The organism is Vibrio sp. 10N.286.49.E11 (assembly GCF_041469505.1).
In the GTDB taxonomy this organism is placed as follows: Bacteria; Pseudomonadota; Gammaproteobacteria; order Enterobacterales; family Vibrionaceae; genus Vibrio; species Vibrio crassostreae_C.
This window is the reverse complement of sequence record NZ_JBFRKQ010000085.1, coordinates 18,570-41,944: the sequence shown is the minus strand read 5'-3', so window position 1 is coordinate 41,944 and position 23,375 is coordinate 18,570. Positions and strand designations below refer to the sequence as shown.

23 protein-coding genes are annotated in these 23,375 nt (G+C 44.5%); 5 read left to right on the top strand and 18 right to left on the bottom strand.

The window, feature by feature from the left end:
• Positions 1-63: 63 nt before the first annotated feature.
• The 16 genes from AB4167_RS19420 to AB4167_RS19345 form a co-directional block, all read right to left on the bottom strand.
• Positions 64-1,194 (bottom strand): flagellin, encoded by a 1,131-nt coding sequence (locus tag AB4167_RS19420; protein ID WP_372118522.1) that lies wholly within the window; start codon positions 1,192-1,194, stop codon positions 64-66.
• Positions 1,195-1,826: 632 nt separating this feature from the next.
• A complete protein-coding gene (locus AB4167_RS19415; RefSeq protein WP_372135264.1) occupies positions 1,827-2,960 on the bottom strand; it encodes a flagellin in 1,134 nt (377 codons plus the stop codon).
• Between the two features lie 648 nt (positions 2,961-3,608).
• Complete coding sequence (locus AB4167_RS19410) at positions 3,609-4,745, bottom strand: flagellin (RefSeq protein ID WP_017064128.1); 1,137 nt, start codon at positions 4,743-4,745, stop codon at positions 3,609-3,611.
• Between the two features lie 418 nt (positions 4,746-5,163).
• Positions 5,164-6,354: a flagellar hook-associated protein FlgL gene (gene flgL, locus AB4167_RS19405; RefSeq protein ID WP_017064129.1), complete on the bottom strand. Its 1,191-nt coding sequence runs from the start codon at positions 6,352-6,354 to the stop codon at positions 5,164-5,166.
• A 10-nt stretch (positions 6,355-6,364) separates the two neighbouring features.
• The gene (flgK, locus tag AB4167_RS19400) at positions 6,365-8,245 is read right to left on the bottom strand and encodes a flagellar hook-associated protein FlgK (protein WP_017067655.1); all 1,881 of its coding nucleotides are present in this window, start codon (positions 8,243-8,245) and stop codon (positions 6,365-6,367) included.
• A gap of 220 nt (positions 8,246-8,465) precedes the next feature.
• Complete coding sequence (gene flgJ, locus AB4167_RS19395) at positions 8,466-9,383, bottom strand: flagellar assembly peptidoglycan hydrolase FlgJ (protein ID WP_017064131.1); 918 nt, start codon at positions 9,381-9,383, stop codon at positions 8,466-8,468.
• 13 nt (positions 9,384-9,396) lie between these two features.
• Positions 9,397-10,488, bottom strand: coding sequence for a flagellar basal body P-ring protein FlgI (locus AB4167_RS19390; protein ID WP_372136912.1), 1,092 nt, complete (start codon positions 10,486-10,488; stop codon positions 9,397-9,399).
• A gap of 94 nt (positions 10,489-10,582) precedes the next feature.
• Positions 10,583-11,359, bottom strand: coding sequence for a flagellar basal body L-ring protein FlgH (gene flgH, locus AB4167_RS19385; RefSeq protein WP_017071817.1), 777 nt, complete (start codon positions 11,357-11,359; stop codon positions 10,583-10,585).
• Positions 11,360-11,447: 88 nt separating this feature from the next.
• Positions 11,448-12,236, bottom strand: coding sequence for a flagellar basal-body rod protein FlgG (flgG, locus tag AB4167_RS19380; protein ID WP_017062259.1), 789 nt, complete (start codon positions 12,234-12,236; stop codon positions 11,448-11,450).
• Positions 12,237-12,257: 21 nt separating this feature from the next.
• A complete protein-coding gene (gene flgF / locus AB4167_RS19375; RefSeq protein WP_017056855.1) occupies positions 12,258-13,007 on the bottom strand; it encodes a flagellar basal-body rod protein FlgF in 750 nt (249 codons plus the stop codon).
• 251 nt (positions 13,008-13,258) lie between these two features.
• Positions 13,259-14,563 carry a flagellar hook protein FlgE gene (flgE, locus tag AB4167_RS19370; RefSeq protein WP_017062260.1) on the bottom strand — a complete coding sequence of 435 codons (1,305 nt, stop codon included), beginning with the start codon at positions 14,561-14,563 and terminating at the stop codon, positions 13,259-13,261.
• Positions 14,564-14,612: 49 nt separating this feature from the next.
• Complete coding sequence (gene flgD, locus AB4167_RS19365; protein ID WP_010439286.1) at positions 14,613-15,326, bottom strand: flagellar hook assembly protein FlgD; 714 nt, start codon at positions 15,324-15,326, stop codon at positions 14,613-14,615.
• A 17-nt stretch (positions 15,327-15,343) separates the two neighbouring features.
• A complete protein-coding gene (gene flgC / locus AB4167_RS19360; RefSeq protein ID WP_004736176.1) occupies positions 15,344-15,757 on the bottom strand; it encodes a flagellar basal body rod protein FlgC in 414 nt (137 codons plus the stop codon).
• A 4-nt stretch (positions 15,758-15,761) separates the two neighbouring features.
• Positions 15,762-16,157: a flagellar basal body rod protein FlgB gene (flgB, locus tag AB4167_RS19355; RefSeq protein ID WP_004736175.1), complete on the bottom strand. Its 396-nt coding sequence runs from the start codon at positions 16,155-16,157 to the stop codon at positions 15,762-15,764.
• 255 nt (positions 16,158-16,412) lie between these two features.
• Positions 16,413-17,240, bottom strand: coding sequence for a protein-glutamate O-methyltransferase (locus AB4167_RS19350; RefSeq protein ID WP_004736174.1), 828 nt, complete (start codon positions 17,238-17,240; stop codon positions 16,413-16,415).
• An 11-nt stretch (positions 17,241-17,251) separates the two neighbouring features.
• The gene (locus tag AB4167_RS19345; protein WP_017066180.1) at positions 17,252-18,178 is read right to left on the bottom strand and encodes a chemotaxis protein CheV; all 927 of its coding nucleotides are present in this window, start codon (positions 18,176-18,178) and stop codon (positions 17,252-17,254) included.
• Between the two features lie 77 nt (positions 18,179-18,255).
• On the opposite strand from AB4167_RS19345, the gene flgA reads away from it, so the two are divergent.
• From flgA to AB4167_RS19330, 3 genes are all read left to right on the top strand, one after another.
• Positions 18,256-19,002 (top strand): flagellar basal body P-ring formation chaperone FlgA, encoded by a 747-nt coding sequence (gene flgA, locus AB4167_RS19340; RefSeq protein ID WP_017064135.1) that lies wholly within the window; start codon positions 18,256-18,258, stop codon positions 19,000-19,002.
• Positions 19,003-19,180: 178 nt separating this feature from the next.
• Positions 19,181-19,498 (top strand): flagellar biosynthesis anti-sigma factor FlgM, encoded by a 318-nt coding sequence (gene flgM, locus AB4167_RS19335; RefSeq protein ID WP_017062263.1) that lies wholly within the window; start codon positions 19,181-19,183, stop codon positions 19,496-19,498.
• 66 nt (positions 19,499-19,564) lie between these two features.
• Positions 19,565-19,990: a flagella synthesis protein FlgN gene (locus AB4167_RS19330; RefSeq protein WP_017064136.1), complete on the top strand. Its 426-nt coding sequence runs from the start codon at positions 19,565-19,567 to the stop codon at positions 19,988-19,990.
• Positions 19,991-20,241: 251 nt separating this feature from the next.
• Here AB4167_RS19330 and flgP read toward each other — a convergent pair whose 3' ends face one another.
• Both flgP and AB4167_RS19320 read right to left on the bottom strand, forming a co-directional pair.
• Positions 20,242-20,673, bottom strand: coding sequence for a flagellar assembly lipoprotein FlgP (flgP, locus tag AB4167_RS19325; protein WP_016791311.1), 432 nt, complete (start codon positions 20,671-20,673; stop codon positions 20,242-20,244).
• A gap of 9 nt (positions 20,674-20,682) precedes the next feature.
• Positions 20,683-21,318, bottom strand: coding sequence for a FlgO family outer membrane protein (locus AB4167_RS19320; RefSeq protein ID WP_017064137.1), 636 nt, complete (start codon positions 21,316-21,318; stop codon positions 20,683-20,685).
• A 192-nt stretch (positions 21,319-21,510) separates the two neighbouring features.
• On the opposite strand from AB4167_RS19320, the gene AB4167_RS19315 reads away from it, so the two are divergent.
• The gene (locus AB4167_RS19315; protein WP_017062267.1) at positions 21,511-22,644 is read left to right on the top strand and encodes a flagellar assembly protein FlgT; all 1,134 of its coding nucleotides are present in this window, start codon (positions 21,511-21,513) and stop codon (positions 22,642-22,644) included.
• 140 nt (positions 22,645-22,784) lie between these two features.
• Positions 22,785-23,291: a hypothetical protein gene (locus AB4167_RS19310; RefSeq protein WP_017062268.1), complete on the top strand. Its 507-nt coding sequence runs from the start codon at positions 22,785-22,787 to the stop codon at positions 23,289-23,291.
• Positions 23,292-23,375: the final 84 nt, after the last annotated feature.

Sequence of the window (23,375 nt, the reverse complement as noted above, 5' to 3'; positions counted from 1 at the left end):
TTTATGAGCCAAACAGTAAAACTCTACCCAGAGTAGAGTTTACCGCTACTTACCGAGGTAAGTTTAGCCCAATAAGCTTAGAGCTGCTGATGGTGACTGTTTTGCTTGAGCTAGGATAGAAGTACTCGCCTGTTGTAGGATTTGAGACTTCGTCATAGCTGTTGTTTCTTTCGCGTAATCGGTATCTTTGATACGGCTCTTAGACGCATTAACGTTTTCGTTGATGTTGTCTAAGTTGCTGATTGCATGGTCAAAACGGTTTTGGAAAGCACCTAGAGAAGCACGTTGGCTATCAACAGATTTTAGAGCACCATCAATGATAGATACTGCTTCGTTTGCACCTGCAACAGAAGTTACGTCGATATCGTTAACGGTAACGTCTTTACCAGCACCGATACCTAGTTCGCCCGCTAGGCTGCCGCCAAACTCAACATCACCTTCAACTTTTTGACTTGAAGCGAAAAGTTGCAGTTTACCGCCTTCACCCACAGACGCTTTAACGTCTTCACTTTGACCGTTGATGTAAGTTGCTAGCTCTTCAATATCGTTGCCTTCTTTCGCAGAAATGGACAACTCTTGAGCTTCACCAAATTTATCGTTGTACTTAATCGTTAGATCAGCACCAGCACCTACACGCCAAGAAGCATCTTTGCCTTCTTCTACGCCGTAGCTCTTACCGCCCATTTCTTGAGTATCGGTGCGCATGTTCCCCATAGAAAGCATTACCGCCTCACCAGAATCTGCACCGATTTGGAAAGATTGACTACCGTAAGTTCCGTTAAGAAGCCTGTTACCACCAAAAGAAGTTGTTTCAGCAATACGGTTAAGTTCTTTGTTCAGAGCAGAGACTTCTTCTTGGATCGCAACACGTTCAGATTTGCTGTTTGAACCATTTGAAGATTGAAGAGAAAGGTCACGCATACGTTGCAGAATGTTGGTTGACTCATTCATTGCACCTTCCGCTGTCTGTGCAATAGAGATACCATCATTCGCGTTTTTCACAGCCATATCTAGGCCACGGCTTTGCGACGTTAAGCGGTTAGAGATTTGTAGGCCTGCAGCATCATCTTTTGCGCTATTGATTTTATAGCCAGAAGACAAACGCTCCATTGATTTTTGAGTACCTTCAGCCGCGCTATTCAGGTAGCGCTGAGCCGTCATTGCAGACACATTAGTGTTTACATTAATCGCCATAGTTGATCTCCTTTAGGCATTTTTTAATGCACTTATGTGACTCTCACCTCACACAAATACATGTCAATTTGTTTATGCACCAGTGTCTCTCTCACCTTACATTGGTACATATCATTTCTCTCAATCCCTTTAACGGCCCCTTAATTAGAAGCTTTAATAAAAAATGCGATTTTTTTCGTATTCTTTTCAACAACAAAGAAAAGTGTGATCAGGCTTCAATTAATAGAGCGGCATTCGCTAAAGTTTCGTATCCTCGCTCATTTATAAGTGTCGCCTTGCACATAAAAACCAAAGCCGATCCCTGATACCTCGTTCTACTCGATTCTGGAATGACGATTGAAAACTATTGTTTGAATCTGAGTAATTATTTACTCGATCTAACCTTGCCAAAGCAGCTATACAGTCTCCACAACCCAACCCCGTCATTCCCTACAGTGAGGAACGAACGCGATAGGGAATCTCGCTTTTGCTCCTGCTTACCAACATTGCACTTTTTCAAATACACCTTCGCCAAATTGCAGGCAATAAAAAACCCAGCCGAAGCTGGGTCTGTTTAGCGCTCATCTCTCACCACGAGCTAATTTGTGGAAGCCTTGCGTCAACACTATTGGTCAACGTGGCTTTTTAATCGATTAACCTAGTAGGCTAAGTGCCGAGTTCGGCGCTTGCTTCGCTTGAGCAAGAATCGAGCTTGAAGCTTGAGAAAGGATCTGAGACTTAGTCATCTGAGTCGTTTCTTTCGCGAAATCGGTATCTTTAATACGGCTCTTAGATGCGTTAACGTTCTCGTTAATGTTGTCTAAGTTGCTGATAGCGTGGTCGAAACGGTTTTGGAAAGCACCTAGCTCAGCACGGTGGCTATCTACATACTTAAGTGCCGCATCGATAATAGCTACAGACTCTTGTGCGCCGCCAACTGATGTTACGTCGATAGTATCAACCGTTACGTCTTTGCCAGGTTGTATGCCTAGTTCGCCAGCCAGGCTGCCAGAGAATGCCACTTCGCCTTCAACCTTGTTGTTACCAGTAAACATTTGTAGCTTACCGTCTTCAGTTACAGACGCTTTAACAGAGTCTTGTTGACCGTTGATGTACGTTGCTAGCTCTTCGATGTCGTCACCCGCTTTTGCGCTGATGTCGATTTCTTGTGCTTGACCGAAGTTATCAGTGAACGACATTTTTAGGTCGTTAGAGCCTGCTTGAACGTTCCAATCTTTATCTTTCGCGTTCTCAGTTTGGTAGCTCTTACCACCCATCTGAGCGTTATCAGAGCGCATGTCTTTCAGTTGAAGCATTACCGCTTCACCGTTGTCTGCACCGATTTGGAATGATTTAGTACCGTGAGTACCGTTAAGCAACTTGTTGCCACCAAAAGACGTCGTTTCCGCGATACGGTTCAGTTCGTCGTTCAGCGCTGTTACTTCTTCTTGAATCGCTACACGCTCAGATTTTGAGTTTGAGCCGTTTGAAGATTGTAGAGACAAATCACGCATACGTTGCAGGATGTTAGTCGTCTCATTCATTGCACCTTCAGCTGTTTGTGCAATTGAGATACCGTCGTTCGCGTTACGTACAGCAACATCAAGACCACGACTTTGAACGTTCAAACGGTTCGAGATTTGTAGACCCGCAGCGTCATCTTTTGCGCTGTTGATTTTTGAGCCAGAAGCTAGACGCTCCATTGATGTTTGTTGTGCGCTGTTTGCGTTGTTTAGGTAACGTTGCGCTGTCATCGCTGAAACGTTTGTATTTACATTCACTGCCATGGTGATTTCTCCAATTGATTTTCCGGTATAGCGGTTTCCGACGTCTCGGAAAACCAAGTAGTTCTCTCAAAGTTACTTTTAATAACGGCGCGAAAATCAGAAGCTTTAGAAAAACTTTCAAAAAACCACAAAAAAAATATTAATCTAATATTTATCAACAACTTAATTTTCATCATTTTCTAATACAGCGATAGATTTCAATTGGAAAAAGATCTTAATCTGTTCAGAAAGCGTACGAACCGCCGTCTAAATGGCTCAAGGTCGAGAAATGATCAATCGCCAAAGATCTCTGACTTACGCAAATCTTGTGTAATAGATGACATTATTTGTCGTGAAGAAGAACCATCAAATAGAGATTTGGAAAAGGTAGTGCGAGAAAGTTCACAGGAAAATAAATAGCAAAAACAAGAAATACAGAAAGGAAAAAGCCCCTTTTCCTTTGAGAGAACCGGGGCTAGTTGGCGCGTCAGAGCCTGTGTGGAGATCATCGAGAAATGAACACATTTCCGACTTGCCGTTGCATTCTTACTGCAAAAATGGATAGCAGGTGAGAGATGAGAGAGCTAAACATTCAATAGTAAGTATGCTTGCCAGTTTCCCTTGCTGCATGGCTCACGTCTGAACACGAGCAGCAAGTTCAACCAATAACTATTGCAATAATGACATTGCAGAGTTAGGCAACTGTTTTGCTTGAGCAAGTATTGAAGTACCTGCTTGTTGCAGAATTTGTGATTTGGTCATTTGCGTCGTCTCTTTCGCAAAGTCCGTATCTTTGATTCGGCTGTTTGAAGCGTCTACGTTCTCTTGTACGTTTGCCAAGTTATTAATACTGTGGCTTAGACGGTTCTGTTTTGCACCCAAATCAGCACGCTGTGAATCCACGTACTTCATTGCAGAATCAATCACGCTGATCGCGTTCTGTGAACCCGCAACGCTGGTTAAGCTAACATCTTGAACCGAGGTTGCGCGGCCTTCACTCTTAATACCTAGCTCAGACGCTAGACCACCAGAGATAGACATTGGGCCGTCAAGGTCAGGTTCAGCAACGAACAGTTGAATGCGACCATCATCAGTAACCGATGCGTTCACAAGATCAGACTGACCATTAATGTAAGTCGCAAGCTCTTCGATATCATCGCCCGCTTTGGTATTGATATCTAAAACGATGTCTTCACCCGCTTTGGTTTTGAATTCGAACTTAAGATCGCTCGCTGTTGGCGGCACTTCCCAGTTCTTATCTTTCGCGTTTTCTGAATCGAACGTAGTACCACCCATACGGTAGTCATCTGCACGGATACTTGTCAGAGCCATGATCATTGCTTCACCAGAGTTAGAACCGATCTGGAATGAAGCTTCACCGAATGAACCGTTCAGTAGACGACGACCACCAAACGATGTGGTTTCCGCAATACGGTTAAGCTCATCTTGAAGTGCCATTGACTCTTCGTTCAGTGCAGTACGCTCTGCCGGCGAGTTAGTGCCGTTTGATGATTGAATCGCTAGATCACGCATACGTTGTAGTACGTTAGTCGATTCGTTCATCGCGCCTTCTGCTGTTTGAGCAATCGAAATACCGTCGTTGGCATTACGCATTGCCACATCAAGACCACGAGACTGAGCGGTTAGACGGTTCGAGATTTGCAGACCTGCCGCATCATCTTTCGCGCTGTTGATCTTGTGACCAGATGACAAACGCTCCATAGAAGTCGCTAAGTCATTAGATGCTTTATTCAGGTAACGCTGTGCTGTCATAGCAGATACGTTAGTGCTTACATTGATAGCCATTTTGCTCTCCTTATGAGTTCGCAAAGTTTCTGCGAAGCGGCCAGCTTTACTCTCATATGGATAAGCACTGACCGTGTATTACTCGATAAACCCTATACAAGGTTTAAGATCTGTATTAATCATTTATAACCAACACATATACAAGTTGTATGCCAAGTTTAATGTCATATAAATAATTTTTTAATTATCTAAAAATCAGAAGCTTACAAACAACACTGCGCAATTATGATTTTCTACTATTAGAAGATGAAAAACATTCACCTTCCTTATTGCCGTTTTTTGCCGCTATTCTAGAAACATCATGCTTCGTACAAAAAAGCGGCAAACTGTGGCGTCATTCGCACGTATGGCATAGCACATACGGCAAGGAATCAACGCCATGGTGATCGACAAGCCACCATTAAATACCGATTGATCATTAAATATAGTTAAACAAGGTCAGGTCTTTGGTTTTGCCAAACGCTTGTTGAGAAGCTTGTAGTGCTCGAGAGTTTTCATTGAACTCAATGATCGCTTTCGAGTAATCCAAGTCTTCAAAGTTGCTTTTTGCTTTTGCTAAAGACAACTTGAAATCTTCATGTTGTTGCTCTTGAATATCCAAAGTACTCAAACGTGCACCAACATCGGTTCTTGCCTTGGTCAAATGGATAAACGCAGCGTGGAACTCTTCAGTTACTTGGTGCAGTTTCGCTGTTGCTGATGCATCCGATACCGGGTTTTCAGCCTGCTCAGCAGCCTCTTTGAACGTATCAAAGATAGAGAAAGTCTCTCGTGGTTCTAAGGTGATCGAATCACCTTTAGTGATTTGGCCTTTGATTTGAATATTCAGCCCTTCATAAACAATGCCTGTCGAAGGATCAAAATCTTCTGCCGCAACCACTGCGCCGTCTTTTTCAAGCTGATAAGCGAAATTGCCCGTCTGCATGTCGACAAACGTCACTTTATAAGTAGACCCATCTTCATCGCTGTTGGTCGCACGCCCGAGCAATAACTCAGACGCAGGTTCAAGCTCGTACTGAGGTTCGTAGTCACCGAACGGGTTGTCTATTTCCATAAACATCTTGCTGCCCGGATCATTCATTGCCATTTCAAAGCTGCTTGCCACACGCATCTTGCGTTGGTAGTCATCACCTTGATATGTCACATTTCCTTCGTTATCTCGAAAGAAAGGCTGATTTTTCGGCTTAGTGCCTGCAAACGTGTAGTTACCCGACTCATCTTGAGAGTTGGCTAAATGCAGGAAGTTATTCGCCAGTTCTTGAATTTCACGCTTCTTAGCTAAACGGTCTTCCGGAGAAAGCGCACCGTTGATCATTTCCATCACGGTTCGTTTTGCTTCATCAGCAAAGCCTTCAGTGTTAGAAACCAATACTTCATGATGCTCAAGACGGTTTCTGACTAGAGTAATCGCATCGACATACTGTTTAAGCTGTTCTGACTGCTGACCAATGTTCTGTAAATAGTGCGTCGCTAATGGGTCATCACTTGGCGACTGTAACTTCTTACCCGAAGCAAGTTGTGCTTGGTTGTGATGCACCTTGTTCTCTTGACGGCGCAAGTCGTTTTGTACTGACTGATAATTATGGAAGCTAGAGATACGATTCAACATTTATACCTTCCTATCTCAGAGCCAAAATAGTGTTAAACGTATCGTTGGCTGCTTGCATGATACGTGAAGAAGCCATATACGCTTGCTGAAATTTCATCATGTTTGCCGCTTCTTCATCGAGGTTTACTCCCGAGATAGAAGCAATACGTTCTTGAGCCGACTGTTTTTCTAATGTCGCAATATCACTCAGGCGATTTGCCGTTGAAGACTTCAAGCCTGTATTAGTATTCAAGTTGTGGTAAAGGTCTAAAATCGTAGACTCACCATCATTCAACAGCTTTCCTGTTTGAAGATCTTGTAGCTTACGCAGGTTACCGTTGTCACCTTCTGATGGGACAAGGTTTGCCGTAAACTTATCATTTGCCACCGCACCGGGTGTGAGCTCAAACGTTGTACCGTTGATGGTCACTGGCCCTTGTGGCGGATACGGTTGAGGCTGCATTAAAATGTTACCCTTCGGATCCGTCACAGCAAACTGCTCACCTTTTGGTGAGACAATCACTTCAAACTCACGCAGTTGACCTGCTTCTAGGATTTTAAATCCCGCTGTACCCTTGGCAAACGTGGTCGATGCCTCATAACTTTGCGCAGCAATGTCTTTCGGGTCTTTGGTTTCCATATGAATCTGCGCAGCAAAATTACGCGTTGGACGCAGTAACAGTTTCTCTCCTAGTTCAGGAGGGTTACGTACTTCCACTCGCATGCCATCAAGATAAAAAGCACTACCGCTAGAGTCGGTCGCCATCTTAACGGTCTCACCGTTCGGCTTAGTCACGACATAATCACTGCCATCGTATTTCAGTCCATACTCACCGCCTTTTAAGGCAGAAGTATCATCAATGTATACCGCAACATCGGCTTTCGATTGCCCGCTAGCCGTGACACGAGATTTTGCCACCAGCTCTGAGTTCACGTCGGTAAACAAGTCCTTACCTACGTTGCCGTTAAGATCCAAACCTTGTTCTTGAAGACTATTGACCTCATATGAAAACGCGGTCGCCAAACGACCAAGCTCATCCATGATTGCTGGGATATGTTCGTCACGCATGTCTAGCATGGCGCCGATTTTTCCGTCGATATCACTGCTGGTGATCGGTTTTAAAGACTTACCTTCAACAATCGCTAGGCGGCGCTGATGTGCATCGGGTAAGCCATCAACCATCTTCAGCTGACTCGCTTCACTACCAGAGACCAAGGTATGGCCATTACCAATATGGACATTAAACCCTTCGGCATTTGAGCGTGGTGTCACCGTAACTTTGGTGTAACCAGAAAGCTCATTAATCAACTTTTCATGCTGATCTCGTAGGTCATTATGAGGCCCAGGAGTTCGCATCATTAAACGCTGAACATCACGGATCTCGTACGCAAGTTGGTTAACTCGCTCGATACCCATATCTAATTTTTTATTCGTAGAATCAGACTGTTGACGAACTGTTTCATGAAATTCATTCAAGGTTTTAGTTACAAGCCCTGCTTTCTCTAACACGACCTTACGCGCACCCACATCATTTGGGGTATCGGCGAGAGTCTTAACGGAATCAAACCATTCGTTGAGGTTTTCTGGAATCTTCTTTGAAGCGACCGACGACAACATGCTCGACAGCATATCGAGGTTGGCTTCGGTATCGCCTTTGTTGGCGGCATTGGTTGTCGATAAGTTAAGTTCTTTGACGGCAAACTGATCCCAAGAGCGGCGAACATTTTCCACATGTACCCCCATACCGTAGGATTGCCCACCGTACTGGCGCGGGTCATTCACACCTTGAATCACAGACTGGCGGCTATAGCCCTCTGTGTTAGCGTTAGAAATGTTATGACCTGTGGTGTTGAGCTGTCTCTGAGCCGTAAGAACACTTTGTGCCCCTACATTCAGAAGATCCGACGCCATAATGCCCCCAAAAAACTTAACAAAACCAGAATGAACTGATTAACTACAACCGTATATTACTAAGATAAATGCAATATACGTGCCAACAAAAACAATAGGAAATTAAAAGACGATAATTTATTGAAGTGTAAGGAGATAACTATGGATTACGCGTAAGAACTGAAGGGGCGGAGAAGAAAAGAGCCTGCCAGTAGCAAGCTCTCTATGTTGATTTATGACGCTAGTTCATCTCATCAATCTTGGCTTTAACTCGTAAAACCTTGTCTGCATAGTTAGGGTCAGTTGCGTAACCAGCCTGATGAATACCTTTGATGAAATTCTCTGAATTGCCTTGATGCTGTAGCGCCGTTTCGTATCTTGGATTTTCGTTCAAGAACTTCACGTAATCATTAAAGCTATCTTCGAAATTAGAGTAAGAACGGAAGGAAGCTGACTCTTTAACGGCGGTTTTGCCATGGAACTCAAGAGTTTGAGTCGCGACCTTATCGCCCTTCCAACTTCTATCTGCTTTGATGTTAAATAAGTTATTGCTGTTGCCCAAAGAGTTCTTAACCATTTTAGAACCCCAACCCGTTTCAAGGGCAGCTTGTGCCAATAGAAGAGACGAGTCCACACCAAGCGCACTTGCCGCTTTTTCCGCGTAAGGCTTCATTGAGGTCACAAACGATTCTGGAGAATCAAAGGATACTGGCTGTTTTGCTGCTTGCGCAGGTTGAACGTCTGACGCTCGCTCTTCCGAACGGCCTGAATATTGCGGTCTTTGCAATGAAGCATCAAAGCCTTCACTGCGAACCTTCTCTTCAGACGTATCGCTTGCTTGGCCAGCGCTTAGTTGAGCCACGATCATATCTGCAAGACCTAATGAACCTGAAGCGCTTAACTCACTCGCCATTTGGTCATCTTGCATCTGACGATAGAACTGCTCGTTCTGGCTGTTCAACATATCCGACTTAAAGCTCGAGTTAGCATCGCGCATTGACTTAAACAACATCGAGGTGAAAATCGATTCAAACTGTTTTGCCGCCGCGGTTAATGCTTCTTTCTCGCTACCTTCTTCACCGTTTACCGCTTGTTGACGAAGGCGGTCTAGGCTACCGATATCGTGAATAAAGCCGATGTCATTGTTATTTTTAATCATGCTTTACCCCTTCTTAGATAATGATCAATTGGCCTTCAATTGCACCCGCTTGTTTCAGTGCTTGAAGGATTGCCATTAAATCAGAAGGTGCAGCGCCCACTTCATTGACTGCGCGTACCAAATCGTCCAGCGTTAGGCCAGGTTCAAATTTGAACATCTTACCATCGCCTTCCGTGATTTCGATATCAGAATCAGGGACCACTGCCGTTTGGCCACCAGAGAATGCATTCGGTTGGCTTACGTTTAGATTTTCTTTAATTGCAACCGTCATACCACCGTGGGTGACCGCCGCCGCTTTTAGGCGAACGTGCTTACCAACCACAATCGTACCTGTACGAGAGTTGACGATGATTTTTGCAGAGCCTTCAGCAGGGTCGAACTCGATGTTTTCGATAGCCGACAAGAATGCTACACGCTGGCTGATTTCACGCGGTGCACGAACTTTTACTGAAGTTGCGTCTACCGCTGAAGCCATTTGTGGGCCTAGGAAATTATTAACCGCATCAGCCATACGCTGAGCCGTTGTGAAATCTGATTGGATTAGGTTGAAGGTGATGTAGTCACCACGACCGAATGGCGTTGGGATCTCTTGTTCAACCGTCGCACCGCTAGAGATGATACCAACGTTAGGGTTGTTACCGACAATCTTAGAACCGTCGTTACCTTGTGCACTAAAGCCACTTACCACCAAGTTACCCTGCGCGACCGCATACACTTGACCGTCTAGACCTTTCAAGAAGGTCTGTAGCAAGGTACCACCACGAAGGCTTTTTGCTGAACCGATAGAAGAAACGGTTACGTCAACTTCTTGGCCTTGCTTAGAGAATGCTGGCAGTTCAGCAGTCACAATAACAGCCGCGACGTTTTTGGTTTTTGGCTTAGTGCCGGGCGGCAATTGGATGCCAAAATTTTGCAGCATTGCGTTAAATGTTTGATCGGTAAAGGGAGTTGTCTCACCAGTACCCGGCAAGCCCGTGACCAAACCATAACCGACAAGTTGGTTACTACGAACACCCGCCACTTTTGCCACGTCTTTGATTCGCGCAGCATGGGCACTGGTGGCAAGAAATAGCATGCCGAATAGTACGAGTGTCAGTTTTTTCATTGAGTAACCTGTCTGTATTGCTTTAATTTATAATAGCTTAGCTAAATGTGGCTCAGTGATAGAGGCTGTCAGTATGTCGTCGTCCTATCAAGCTCTACAGAGATACATTAAAGAATCGTGCCAAGAATCCAGGCTCTTGCATATCTTTCTGTACGCCAGTCCCTGAGTACTGAATTCGTGCGTTAGAAACACGGTTTGAAGCAATGGTATTTTCGAAGTCAATATCGTCTGGACGGATGGTACCGCTTAGGCGGATGTACTCATCGCCGGTGTTCAGTGTCATCCACTTCTCACCACGAACCACTAGGTTGCCATTAGCTAATACTTCGATGACTTCAACGGTAATGTAGCCGCTGATGCTGTTACTTTGGTTGGCTGACGCATCACCAGCAAAAGTATTGGTGTTACTCAGATCATAAGAGAAGTTGTACTTGTCGATCGTCAGATCTTGACCACCAACAGCCAGCGGCTCCATTGATGCATCATTCGACTTAGACATGTCTGCGTTGGCTTTTTTGGTCGCTCGAGTATTCTCATCTAGCGCTACAGTGATGATGTCACCAATACCACGAGGCTTTGAGTCGTCATACATACTGCCAATGTGGTTCACATTAAACAGTGAGCCCGTTGCCGCTGCATAATGCTCTGGCTTCTGCTTGGGGTTGATTGGCGCCCATGCAGGGTCACCAGCAATTGGATCGGTTCGCCCACGAAGCGTGTCGATAATTCCTGAACTTTCTTCTGCCGACTTATCGCCTTCAACCGCATCAACCACTGTGGTCGCGTTCTCTTGTGCTGGCGTCTCAATTGGATCCAGTACTGTACAACCAGTCATCGAAGCTAACAGGGCTAAACAAAAAATACGTTTCATGGCGATATACTCTCAGCAGGCAGTGGTAAATGGGTCAATTAGCAAAAACAGATAGATTAATTAAAAAAGTAAACGGCGAATAAACCAATTACAGCTGTTGGTTAACAAAGCTCATCATCTTGTCTACTGACGAGATAACTTTCGAATTCATTTCGTATACACGCTGAGCTTCAATCATGTTTACCAGCTCTTCGGTTACGTTTACGTTCGATGTTTCTAGCATCGATTGGCGGATGTTACCCAGGCCATCAAAACCCGGTACACCCTCTTGTGGGTCGCCACTCGCGCCAGTTGGCAAATAAAGGTTTTGACCTACTGGCTCTAGACCACCTGGGTTTACAAAGTCAGTAATGGTAATTTGACCAACCACGACGTTGTTTTGCTCGCCACGTAGACGAACCGATACTTCACCGTCGTTACCAACCGTTACCGAGATCGCGTCTTCAGGAATCACAATTTCTGGTTGTAGAGGATAACCTTGGCCCGACGTTACGATCGCGCCTTCACCGTTCAGTGTGAACTGACCATTGCGGCTGTAACCTGTTTCACCGTCTGGCATTTCAACTTGGAAGAAACCGTCGCCTTCAATCATCATGTCTAGGCTGTTAGATGTCGTTTGTGCGTTACCGTGAGTGTGCACTTTTTGAGTCGCGACGACCTTAGAACCGGCACCCAGCATCAAACCACTTGGCAGCTCAGTATTCTGAGACGATTGACCACCCGGTTGATTAATATTCTGGTAGAACAGATCTTCAAATACCGCGCGGCTCTTTTTAAAACCAATGGTCGAGGCGTTGGCAAGGTTGTTCGAAATCGTTGAGATATTGGTTTGTTGGGCGTCTAAACCCGTTTTACTTACCCATAATGCTGGATGCATAGCAATGTCCTTTAAATTCTATTAGCTCATACGAAGCAGTGAATCAGACGACTTGTCCATTTCCTCTGCTGTGCTCATCATTTTGACCTGCATTTCAAACTGACGTTGTAAGTCAATTAGGCTGGTCATTTCACCTACGGCATTTACGTTACTGCCTTCGATAGCACCTTTTAGCAACGTTACCGCTGCATCTGCTTCGTATGCCTGATCTGGGTTTTTCGAACGGAATAGACCATTCGTGTCTTTAAACAAACTTTGGTTGTCTGGACGTACAAGCTTAATACGATCAACCACGGCCAATTCTTCAGCTGGAGCGCCTTGAGGAATCACCGAAATCGTACCGTCTGTACCAATTTCTACTTTGCTGATTGGGATTGGCAGCGTGATTGGTGCATCGTTTTCACCAAGCACTAAGTGACCGCTTGCGTTGGTTAGTAAACCGTTTTGGTCAACCCTTAGGTTACCGTTACGTGTTAAACCTTCACGGCCAGTATTGTCCATCACTGAAATCCAACCATCACCTTGAATGGTAACGTCTAGATCTCGGCCAGTAGTAACCACACTACCCTGAGCGAAATTATGACCCGGACGCTCTGTCATGCTGAAAACACGAGTAGGCATGCCTTCGCCATACGCTTGCATTGAACGTGCCTGTGCTAAATCAGCACGGAAACCCGTTGTACTTACGTTGGCAAGGTTGTTTGCACGTAGCTGCAAAGCTTGCATATTTTGCTTAGCGCCACTCATGGCAAGAAACAGTGCGCGATCCATAATTTTGCTCCAAAAATCATCTTCTGGGGCTAATAAAGCAAACACTGTGCCAATATTTTTAACTGTTATTTATCAATAATTTAAATAGAAAACGAACAAGAAGGGTGATCATCAAAGGATCATTGAGGAAGAATTGTTGCCAGTGGCATTACCGGGCGGCAATAGGGGCGGCAAATAAAAAGACAAACAACAATACCCAATTCAATAACATTGAATTGGGTATTCGCAGATGATTCAAACGCTTTAAACGATTAACGAATCTGAAGAATATTCTGTTGTAGCTGGTTGTGTACTTCTAGAGAACGCGAGTTCGCCTGGAAGTTACGTTGAGCAGAAATCAAATCAACCAGTTCTTGAGTCATATCGATGTTCGACTGCTCTAGCGAGCCGTTGTTGATGCTACCAAATGAACCTTTGTTCGATTCACCCCAGATCTTGTCACCAGAGTCGTTGGTAGAATCCCATTGAGTACCGCCTTTCTTATCCAGACCTTGCTCATTGGGTACACGAACCAAGCCTACACGGCCAAGCATCACGTTTTCACCATTTGAATAAGTACCTAGAACACTGCCGTACTCATCGAAATCGATTTTTGTTAAGAAACCTGTTGTCGCGCCATCTTCATCAAACTTAGTCAATTCAAACGGAGCGGCAAACTGAGTTGAAGAATCTAAACCAAACTTAAGCACTTGAGTTGGATCAGCACCGTTCAAGTCAATAGGGTTCGCACCAGCACCCAGTGGTTCCGAGTTAATCGGCTGACCATTGTTTAGGCTTGCTAACGTACCGTCATTGTTGAACTTCATTGTGTGACCAACATGACCTTGTGCATTCGTCGCATCACCACCAGTAATGTTGACCGGCTTTTCACCGTTCTCATCTGACATGGTGTAGTACGTTTGCCAAGTGTTTGGTTGAGTCTGATCTTTGAGGTAGTAAGTCGTTAACTTGTAAGACTGACCCATAGAATCGTATACCGTCGAAGACGTTGCACGGTTATAAGTATCAGCATCTTTGAAGTTAAATGCAGCCGGGTCTTTAAGATCACCGTTTGCAGGAAGGTTAACCCCTACTTCAATGTTTTCTGTCTGTTTTGGTTTACCAAACTCAGCAGGAATGTCGAGAGGCTTTGGCGCATAAGAAAGAACTTCCCCCGAGTTTGGATCAACATCGTAACCTAAAAGAAACTCATCATTAGCGGTAACCATGTAGTTGTCTTTGTTTAGGTGAAATGCACCATTACGCGTTAATTCGTTAATCTCTGGCACCATGCGGTCTTTAGATACTGCAAAGAAACCTGTACCACTTACACGTAAGTCCATTGGGTTGTTCGTATAAATACTTGAACCTTCGTGGAACTGTTGCGCCACTTGGCTAGCTTGCGCACCGCCACCTGCCGTCGTTTTTGCGTTAGTGAACAACGAGCTTGAGTAAACATCACCAAACTCGGCACGAGACTCTTTAAAGCCAAATGTGTTCGCGTTCGCAATGTTGTTACTGGTTGTATTCAGGTCTAATTGTGCAGCGGATAGGCCGCTTAAAGCTACATATGACATTCCATTATTCTCCTAATCTATCTAGCTAGCATAGTCACTCAATAAAGAGCTACGCTTTACCAACTTCTAGTACTTCAGCAAGTCGTACTGGCGATGTAAAACCAGCCAGATTGAGTAGTACGTTGCCATCGCCCTTACCAAGAAGCACACTGTTCACGTTCGCATAACTGGAAACTTGGAACTCTGTGTTCTCGCCATCCAGCAAACCCGACGCTTTCACGTTGTATTTACCGGCCGGCAATGGGTTACCGTCTTCGTCTTTTCCGTCCCATTCAACACGTGTATCACCAGATGGTTTAGAGCCGATATCAAATGTGCGAACCAATTGGCCAACTTCGTTCTCAACACGGACCATTACATTGTCCATTGCCTGAGGAAGCTTAACCATTGCCGCCATACCGCCATCACCGGGTTTTACACCTGCCGCACCAGGAACCAATACATCACGCCCAACTAAAGAGGAGGCCTGAAGAGCTTGGTTAGAGGTCATTGATGAATTCAAGCTTTCAAACTGTGTATTCATTTTGCCAATGCCATCTACGGTCGCAAATGAAGCCATTTGCGCAATCATCTGGTCATTGCTAACCGGCTTGAAAGGGTCTTGTTGTGCTAGTTGCTTAGTCAACAAAGATAAGAAGTCTTCTTGTTTAAGATCCTGCTTACCTGTTGTTTCGTCGGGCTTTTTAGCGCCATCTTGAAGACTCTTCAGCTGGTCAACATAGGACAAGCCGCTTTGACCAACATTGTTGTTGATTCCAGCCATGTGCTACCTCCTTATCCTTATTGACCCATCTGCAGCGTACGCAGCAGCATTTGTTTACTCGAGTCAGCAACCTGTACGTTTGTTTGGTACGCACGTGATGCCGAAATCATGTTTGCCATTTCTTCCATAACGTTGACATTAGGCTTGTAGATATAGCCTTCGTTGTTCGCTAATGGGTGATCCGGGTTGTACTCCGCGCTTAGCGGCTTATCGCTTTCCACAATACCTAATACTTTCACAGGCACAGTGTGACCACTGTTGCGTGCTTTATTTAACTCAGCGCCGAACACTGCGTGACGAGCCTTGTAAGTTTCTTCAGCAGAACTACTTACACTGTCCGCGTTCGCAAGGTTGCTCGAGGTCGTATTTAGACGAACAGATTCAGCACTCATCGCAGAACCAGTCACATTGAATACATTGAATAAACTCATCTAATTATTCCCCTTTAATCGCTTTAGTTAAATTCTTGAACTTACTTCCTAAGAAGTCGAGAGAGGCTTGATGCCTAATTTGGTTTTGCATGAAAAGGTTTCTTTCCAAATCCAAATCAACCGTGTTGCCATCTCCTGTATCAGGTTGGGTAGGAATGCGATACTTCGTTTCCCCGTTCACCGTTGTTGAGGCAGAAATGTGCCGACCATCTGTACGGCTAAGACCAATGCTTGCCCCAGAACTTGCCGCTTGCAGTGATTTCTTAAAGTCTAATCCCTTTGCTTTATACCCAGGCGTGTTTGCTTGCGCGATATTGGTGGAAAGCACCTCAGCGTTACGCTCACGTACACCAACTGTGTGCTGGTGAATGCCCAAAGCATTGTCAAAAGAAATAGCCATGTAAACCTCAACTCAAGAACTGACTGTTATGAAATAACCAAAGCAATATATATACCAACTTTTGAAACAAGGCGGTCTATCAATGCTTTTACAGGTTACTCGTGGGTAAACTTGCAATAAACAAGCCAAAAAATAGAGTAAATTGGAATGTCACTCTGACTTAAAGATATAGCTTAAGCAGGAAAAAGAAAACCCAGCACTTGGCTGGGTTTTAAATTTAGACGGTAACCTTACACCTAATATCGGTGCCGCTCGTTACTTTAATTTGTAGATGATGCCTGGATTACAGCGAACCATTTCAAAACGATCGGTTAAGCCTGTTAACGATTCAGACGCGCCCAATAGTAAGTACCCACCAGGGTTCAGGCTATTTGCCATCTGGTTAAGTACCTTTGACTTCATATCAGGCGAGAAGTAAATCAGCACGTTACGACAGAAAATAATGTCGAACTTGCCTAACAATGCATAGCTGTCCATCAGGTTCTGAGGGCGGAAGTTCACCATGCGCTTGACGTTATCTTTCACTTTCATACGGCCATCGCCCGCATCTTCAAAGAAAGTACGACGGCGCTCTGGAGAAAGTCCACGTCCCAATGCAAGGTTGTCGTAAGCGCCAGTGCGGCACATATCCAACATACTTGCTGAGATGTCAGTTGCGGTAATCGATACATTTGGCAGCATACCTGGCTTACGAGCTTGAGTTTCAAGAATCGTCATTGCCATTGAGTATGCTTCTTGGCCTGAAGAGCTTGCCGCAGACCAAATCTTAATAGGACGTTTATTTGCCGCTATTTCCGGTAGAAGCTTATCCGCAAGCACAGCAAACGGGTAAGTATCACGGAACCAAAGTGTCTCGTTCGTCGTCATGGCATCGACAGCAGCCACACGCAGCTCACGGTTTCGACCTGTTACTACATCTCTCAACAAATCAGACAAAGAAGCTAACTTAAACTTCGTTACTAATGGGCTTAGACGACTGCGCACTAAATACTGCTTGCTGTCACCTAATACAATGCCACATTGAGATTCTAAGAAACGGCTGAAATCGCGATACTCTTGATCACTTATTGTTATAGCAGTCATTAATGTCTCTTTTAGTTAGTTAACGCAGCTTTTACAGCTGCACCAAGCTCATCTGGGTTGAATTTAGCGATGAAGGAGTTAGCTCCAACACGCTCAACCATGGCTTGGTTAAATACACCACTCAACGATGAGTGTAAAATTACGTATAAATCTTTAAGTTCGGCGTGACGACGAATCTCAGCAGTCAGCGTGTATCCATCCATTTCTGGCATTTCGATATCAGAAATCACCAATGAAATCTGATCGTAAATACTGCCTTCTGATGACATCTGTATCAGCTTCTCGTAGGCTTCTTTACCATCCTTCACCGAGATAACTTCAAAACCAATCGACTCAATAGCACGTTGAACCTGCTTACGAGCAACGGTCGAGTCATCAGCAATCAAGATGCGGCGAACCAGTTCTTTCTCTTGTTCTACTTTCGCAATATCTTCAGCAATCTTGCTGTCCATTGTTTCATCAACAGGAGAAATTTCTGCAAGGATCTTCTCAACATCAAGAATTTCTACCAATTCATTATCAATGTTGGTTACCGCTGTCAGGTAGTTAGCTCTACCTGCGCCATCTGGCGGCGGAAGAATCGATTCCCAGTGCATGTTAATAATGCGCTCAACTGAACTTACCAAGAAACCTTGAATGGTTCGGTTAAACTCAGAGATAACCACAAAACACTTTTCAATATCCGTTGTAGGACGGCCACCAATCGCTAAGCTCAAGTCGATCACAGAGATCGTTTGGCCACGAATGTGTGCTACACCTTTAACCAGTGGGTTCAAGTTTGGCATCTTTGTCAGCTTAGGGCATTGCAGCACTTCTTTTACTTTAAAGACATTAATGCCGTAACGCTGACGCCCCATTAGGCGAAAGGTTAGTAATTCTAATCGGTTTTGACCGACGAGTTGCGTACGCTGATTCACCGAATCAAGAATACCCGTCATGAGCTCATCTCCATATCAAACTTTTTTGTATAAAAAGTGTTAGTCTACTGCAGGCTACGAACCACCAGAGAAACGGAATGACGTATTATAAAACAAATTTGCCACCTCTTTCCATAGCAATGTGTAGAGCTACTTTTAAAACTGTCGCTAAGTTTATCGGCATTTTATCAATATTGTTTAGTTTTTTTGTACAAGCTGCGACCCCAGAACAAATTGAGATGATTCAGTCTGCAGCGGAGCAACATATCCTTGATACAGTTGAGCAGCCACAAGGTGGCGAACTCTTTGTTAATTCAGCAAATGTTGACTCAAGAATCAAAGCGACAGACTGCCCAGTGCCTTTAGAGACCAGCGCTTCAACGACCACCAATACCCGCAGCAGTATTACGGTTTTAGTGCAATGTGTTCCTGATGAGTGGCGAGTTTATGTACCGGTGCGCCTTTCGATGTCGGTGCCTCTTGTCACCACCACTCGCTCACTCGCGAGAGGCGAAATCGTCGGTCAATACGATGTCACCACCGCTATGATTTCTCTTAACAAGTTTCGTCGCCAAGGTTTCACAGCTCCACATCAGGTCATCGGCGCTAAGGTAAAAAAGAACCTAAGACCGGGCGATGTTGTAGAAAGAGGTGATATCTGTGTCGTGTGCCGAAACGAGAAGGTTATCATACAGGCAGTAAAAGGTGGCATGACCATTACCACCAAAGGAACTGCGCTTACCGATGGCTCTATGGGTGATCAAGTAAGAGTGAAAAATGATAAATCACAGCGTATAATTGAAGGGATTGTTACCAGCATGTCTGAAGTCACGGTTTACTTTTAACTCTTTACTTCTAAATTGACGGTATCGTTAGCGATTTCACCCTCAACTCTAACGCCAAATATAACGGCTGCGGTGTTTTGTCCCTTTTCGACTATTGAGCAAAAAATTGCTAAAGTATTCGAACCCTTGGTCGATATTGACTGTACAGGTTCCCATTTTTGAAGAAAAAGGCTTAACTATGGCAGGCATTGATAATATTCGTTCAGGGCAAACCCTAACGACCACTAACCGATCAGCAGTACGCTCTGATTCTAGTTCTGAGGCATCACGCTCTGATGTATCAACTAAATCACCAGCAAGCAAAGATGCGGTTTCACTGAGCCAACAAGGCAAAGCGATTGGTCAGCTCCACCAAGATATGGCAGCACAGCCAAGCTTTGATTCTGTGAAAGTAGCAGCGATCAAAGAAGCAATTGCGAATGGTTCATACACTGTCGATCCAGAGAAACTGGCTGACAACATGATCAAGTTCGAAGATGAATTAAAAGGCCTTTAAGAAAACACTAACTTTTGATTGAAGTTATTGTCTTAAAGTACACGAGGTTATGAATAGGTTTACGTTATGGCGGCACTAGCAGATTTAGTTAATTTTCAACTTCAAAATGCCAAAGCCTTATCTGAATTACTAAGTTCAGAGAAAACCGCTATTACGAGCCGACAATCAAACGATATTGAGCGAATCGCCAAAGAAAAAGTGGTCCTAGTTGAACAACTAAGATCAACCGATCAGCGAATCGCAGCCCATACCAATATCTCAGAACTGACAGAGAACCCTGAACTTGCTCAGTTAGTCACTAAGATCCAGTCCATAGTGCACGATTGCCAGCAAGCGAACCTTGTGAATGGCGAAGCCTTAAATCGAGCGCACCTTAGCTTCAAAAAACTCAGCAATATGATGCAGCAAAGTCACGGAAAAATTGGCATGACCTACAATGCCGGTGGTCAAACGCATACTATCTCTACGCTGGGAACCAACGTAAAAGCCTAGTTAAGTTAACTCTTCCTCTTCAGTAATACCCCTTGTTAACCGTTTATCTGTATCTCAGACTATTCCTGTCGTTATCTTTTATTAAAACACCTAATCAGCCTTTGAACGCCCTGACAAAATCGATAAACAAAAAAGCGGCAAGTATTTTCATACTTGCCGCTTTTACATTCATATTAGTTATTGGTTGCCGATACGCCATCTGGAAAACGAAAGCAGCCAATATCACTGAATATTCAATTCGAACACCGAAATTAGAACAGTGTTTGTTGTCTCTTCTCAGGTACTGCCTGAACTTCACCGTAGTTACGTAGCTGATCCATCTTGCGAATATCCAACTGAAGCTCTGTTACGTAGCTATCACCCACAGGGTAACTGCGCACCACTTCTGCGCCACGGATAACACCATCAACCGCACCTGACGTACGCTCTGTACCAAGCCGTTGATCTTCAAGTTCTGCTCGACCGCTTACTCGCATGCCGTAAACCTGTTCAGCAAGCTCACGATAAGCATCGATCTTAGAGGCTCTCATCGCGCGGATACGTCTCTCTTCGTCGTTACGACCTTTCTGCTCACTGATACTCGCATAGCCAACAGCCACTAAGAAATCATCAGGTCTCATGCTCTGCAATGGCTGACAGCCAACAAGCAATAAAGCGGCAACAACAAACATTAACTTCTTCATCTCGAACTCCTAAGGGCGAAGAATAACAGTATAAGGCTGACTGATCGTTGGATCGGAACGAATGATCACGCCATCTTGAGTTCGAATACTGTTGAGAGTATCTAGGTCACGGCCAATACGGTCTGCAGGTAAGAAGCCTTGTGCCGTCGCTACTACAATTCGAGTTTGCATGCCAACAACGCGAGCATTTACTAGTACACCGCCTTCTTGGCGAAGCATGGTGCCTGTCAGTACATACTGTACGTCTTGCTCTTGAGCTAAGTCTTTCCAATCGCGGCTTAACGCAAAGTCACCTTGATGAGTCACTTGAATAGAACCTGTTGTTTTGAAATCAACAACCTTGAAGCCACGACGCTGAAACTGATGAATGAAACCTTCTGATACCGAGTTTCCTAGCCAGTTCGTTGTGTCCATGTGTTGCAGGTCAACAAACGACGTAATCGCTATCGGAGTTCTTGCTGAGATACTCGTATTCGAAATGATCAGATCTTCGGTCATACTTTCCACGAAGAAATCCATGGTATGACGAGGGCTATCCATCAACATAAACTGACTGCCTGAATATTCAGACTTGCCGTTATAGATTGGCGAATAAGCGCATGAGGTCAACAACATGACACTCATTACTACGAGCCATTTTTTCATTCTCTTATCTCCAGATAGGTTTAGTGCTCCCTGTTCCAATATGTTCTCACCATTATTCTTTTCAATGGATTACAATGTTGGAACAGTCTTTGCTTTTCATTAATGGTTCAGATTAAGAAAAACGCACTTAAGTCAGCTTCAAGCTTATAGTTATTTGTTAAGCAATATTTATACCCAACTGGTAACGAATAGATGAAAAAAATAATTTCTTACTTATTTTCAATAAGTTCACTGATAACCATAAGCTTCAGTGCTCATGCCTCTTGGTATGAGGTTACCGGTACCGCAGCCATCGTATCGTCAGAGGAAACGGCAAGGGTCCATGCTCTGGAAGACGCGGTATATAAAGCGATCCAGTTCTCAGGAGCCGACATTGGTAGCATTGCCAACCTCACGCCCTACCTCGACGCAAACAAAAAAGAGTTTCAATTTACCAATCATGAAGTGCGCTACATCTTGGTAGAAAAAGAGAAAAAACGCAGTGGCAATATAATGATCACCGCAAGGATCGATATCTATCCTTCGGCAAATGCTTGCCATGAGAGCCAATATAAGAAGACATTTTTGGTCGGCAACATCGATGTGACTTCCCCACAGCAAGCTGTAATGGGCAGAATCTATAACATCGGTGATGATTTTGGTCATGTCGTAGATCGACAGCTGGCGCAAGAGTCTCGCAGCTTTGTTTCCGTTGGCACGACCAATTACGACATCGACAAACGTCGACCTGAAGTGATCAAGATGATCGCCCAAGACACTGGCGCACAATACATCATTGGTGGCGACATTACCGATTTAACCGCGACCATCGAGTCCAAACTGTTGAAAGACGACATCATCAATCGCCAGTTTGCGTTAGAGATGCAAGTCTTCGATGGTAAAACAGGACATCAGGTTTACAACCGTAGCTATCGTGAAGTGGCAAAGTGGCCATTTGCTAAGACCAGTGAAGTCGACACCCGCAGTGCTCGTTTCTGGGCATCAACCTACGGCAGTATGATGCTGCGTGTTAGCCGCAATATTATGTTGGACTTGGAATCTGAAGTGTCATGTAAGATCACGCTTCCAGAGGTGGCAGCGGTATTTGGTAACACGGTGACCATTGATTTAGGTCGAATGCATGGTGTTCAACAAGGTGACAAACTGCAACTGTGGCACACAGGTTCGTTTATCGACCAACGCGGCTTGCCACGTAATAAGGTATCTCAAAGCGATATCACACTGACCGTTTCTCGCGTTTATGAAAACGAAGCAGAACTGACGATCGACCAACCAAGCCTTGCTGGAAGCATTCAAATTGGTGATGTGATGCAGAAAATCATGTAGTTAGCGACACGCCCGCCTCACAGTTTCTAATAAAGCCTTAGCACTTTTGTTAAGGCTTTATTTTTTTTCATGGGTATTAGTTTCGGTTTTGCAGTATTTGGCGTAATCTTATTAATAACATAATCATCACTTAGCAAACTATGAGTCAGAATAATCTAATTGGTGCTACCGGTTACCGCTTTATCTCGAAAGGTAAAACCGCTTTTAAGATCCACATTCATACTCCCGAAGATACGGTGTTGCATCGGTCGGTCGGTTTTGTTCGTATGGGTGAAGACAAAGCACTGAAGAAAACCATTAAATTAAGAGATGAACTGGGCAGACAGCTATGGGGCAAATTTTGGCCCAAAGTCCTCAAAGAGCCCTACCTGATGACGCGCCTGCCTCATAGTCTAGAACCCAAAATTGTATTCAAACCAAATCCAACTCAGAGTGATCCTGAACACCGCGACGAATGCTACATCGCTAAGTGGCGTGTATTCTCAGAAAACGGCGACTACAAATACAAAACTAAGGTGTGCTCCATTAGAAAGCACGGCAGACTTGCCGCTTATAGCCAAACCAAAAGGGCGCTACTGGATGCCCACAAAGATGTGATTGATCTGCTTATATTTATGGGACGATTGAACAGCATCGACTTAAAATAGGCTTAAATCCGATTAAGCTGACCGCCCATATTTTTCAGATACAAAAACAGCCGCACATTGCGGCTGTTTTTAATTTATGACGAT

Excerpts from the sequence above, each read along its gene's own strand:
- flgJ (WP_017064131.1), bottom strand. The coding sequence starts at position 9,383 with ATGATTAAAAATAACAATGACATCGGCTTTATTCACGATATCGGTAGC.
- AB4167_RS19320 (WP_017064137.1), bottom strand. The coding sequence starts at position 21,318 with ATGAAAAAATGGCTCGTAGTAATGAGTGTCATGTTGTTGACCTCATGC.
- AB4167_RS19330 (WP_017064136.1), top strand. The coding sequence starts at position 19,565 with ATGGCGGCACTAGCAGATTTAGTTAATTTTCAACTTCAAAATGCCAAA.
- flgM (WP_017062263.1), top strand. The coding sequence starts at position 19,181 with ATGGCAGGCATTGATAATATTCGTTCAGGGCAAACCCTAACGACCACT.
- flgF (WP_017056855.1), bottom strand. The coding sequence starts at position 13,007 with ATGGATCGCGCACTGTTTCTTGCCATGAGTGGCGCTAAGCAAAATATG.
- flgD (WP_010439286.1), bottom strand. The coding sequence starts at position 15,326 with ATGGCTGGAATCAACAACAATGTTGGTCAAAGCGGCTTGTCCTATGTT.
- AB4167_RS19345 (WP_017066180.1), bottom strand. The coding sequence starts at position 18,178 with ATGACGGGTATTCTTGATTCGGTGAATCAGCGTACGCAACTCGTCGGT.
- AB4167_RS19350 (WP_004736174.1), bottom strand. The coding sequence starts at position 17,240 with ATGACTGCTATAACAATAAGTGATCAAGAGTATCGCGATTTCAGCCGT.
- AB4167_RS19420 (WP_372118522.1), bottom strand. The coding sequence starts at position 1,194 with ATGGCGATTAATGTAAACACTAATGTGTCTGCAATGACGGCTCAGCGC.
- flgA (WP_017064135.1), top strand. The coding sequence starts at position 18,256 with ATGACGTATTATAAAACAAATTTGCCACCTCTTTCCATAGCAATGTGT.
- AB4167_RS19390 (WP_372136912.1), bottom strand. The coding sequence starts at position 10,488 with ATGAAAAAACTGACACTCGTACTATTCGGCATGCTATTTCTTGCCACC.
- AB4167_RS19415 (WP_372135264.1), bottom strand. The coding sequence starts at position 2,960 with ATGGCAGTGAATGTAAATACAAACGTTTCAGCGATGACAGCGCAACGT.
- flgH (WP_017071817.1), bottom strand. The coding sequence starts at position 11,359 with ATGAAACGTATTTTTTGTTTAGCCCTGTTAGCTTCGATGACTGGTTGT.
- AB4167_RS19410 (WP_017064128.1), bottom strand. The coding sequence starts at position 4,745 with ATGGCTATCAATGTAAGCACTAACGTATCTGCTATGACAGCACAGCGT.
- flgB (WP_004736175.1), bottom strand. The coding sequence starts at position 16,157 with ATGGCTATTTCTTTTGACAATGCTTTGGGCATTCACCAGCACACAGTT.
- flgG (WP_017062259.1), bottom strand. The coding sequence starts at position 12,236 with ATGCATCCAGCATTATGGGTAAGTAAAACGGGTTTAGACGCCCAACAA.
- AB4167_RS19315 (WP_017062267.1), top strand. The coding sequence starts at position 21,511 with ATGAAAAAAATAATTTCTTACTTATTTTCAATAAGTTCACTGATAACC.
- flgL (WP_017064129.1), bottom strand. The coding sequence starts at position 6,354 with ATGTTGAATCGTATCTCTAGCTTCCATAATTATCAGTCAGTACAAAAC.
- flgP (WP_016791311.1), bottom strand. The coding sequence starts at position 20,673 with ATGAAGAAGTTAATGTTTGTTGTTGCCGCTTTATTGCTTGTTGGCTGT.
- flgC (WP_004736176.1), bottom strand. The coding sequence starts at position 15,757 with ATGAGTTTATTCAATGTATTCAATGTGACTGGTTCTGCGATGAGTGCT.
- flgE (WP_017062260.1), bottom strand. The coding sequence starts at position 14,563 with ATGTCATATGTAGCTTTAAGCGGCCTATCCGCTGCACAATTAGACCTG.
- flgK (WP_017067655.1), bottom strand. The coding sequence starts at position 8,245 with ATGGCGTCGGATCTTCTGAATGTAGGGGCACAAAGTGTTCTTACGGCT.
- AB4167_RS19310 (WP_017062268.1), top strand. The coding sequence starts at position 22,785 with ATGAGTCAGAATAATCTAATTGGTGCTACCGGTTACCGCTTTATCTCG.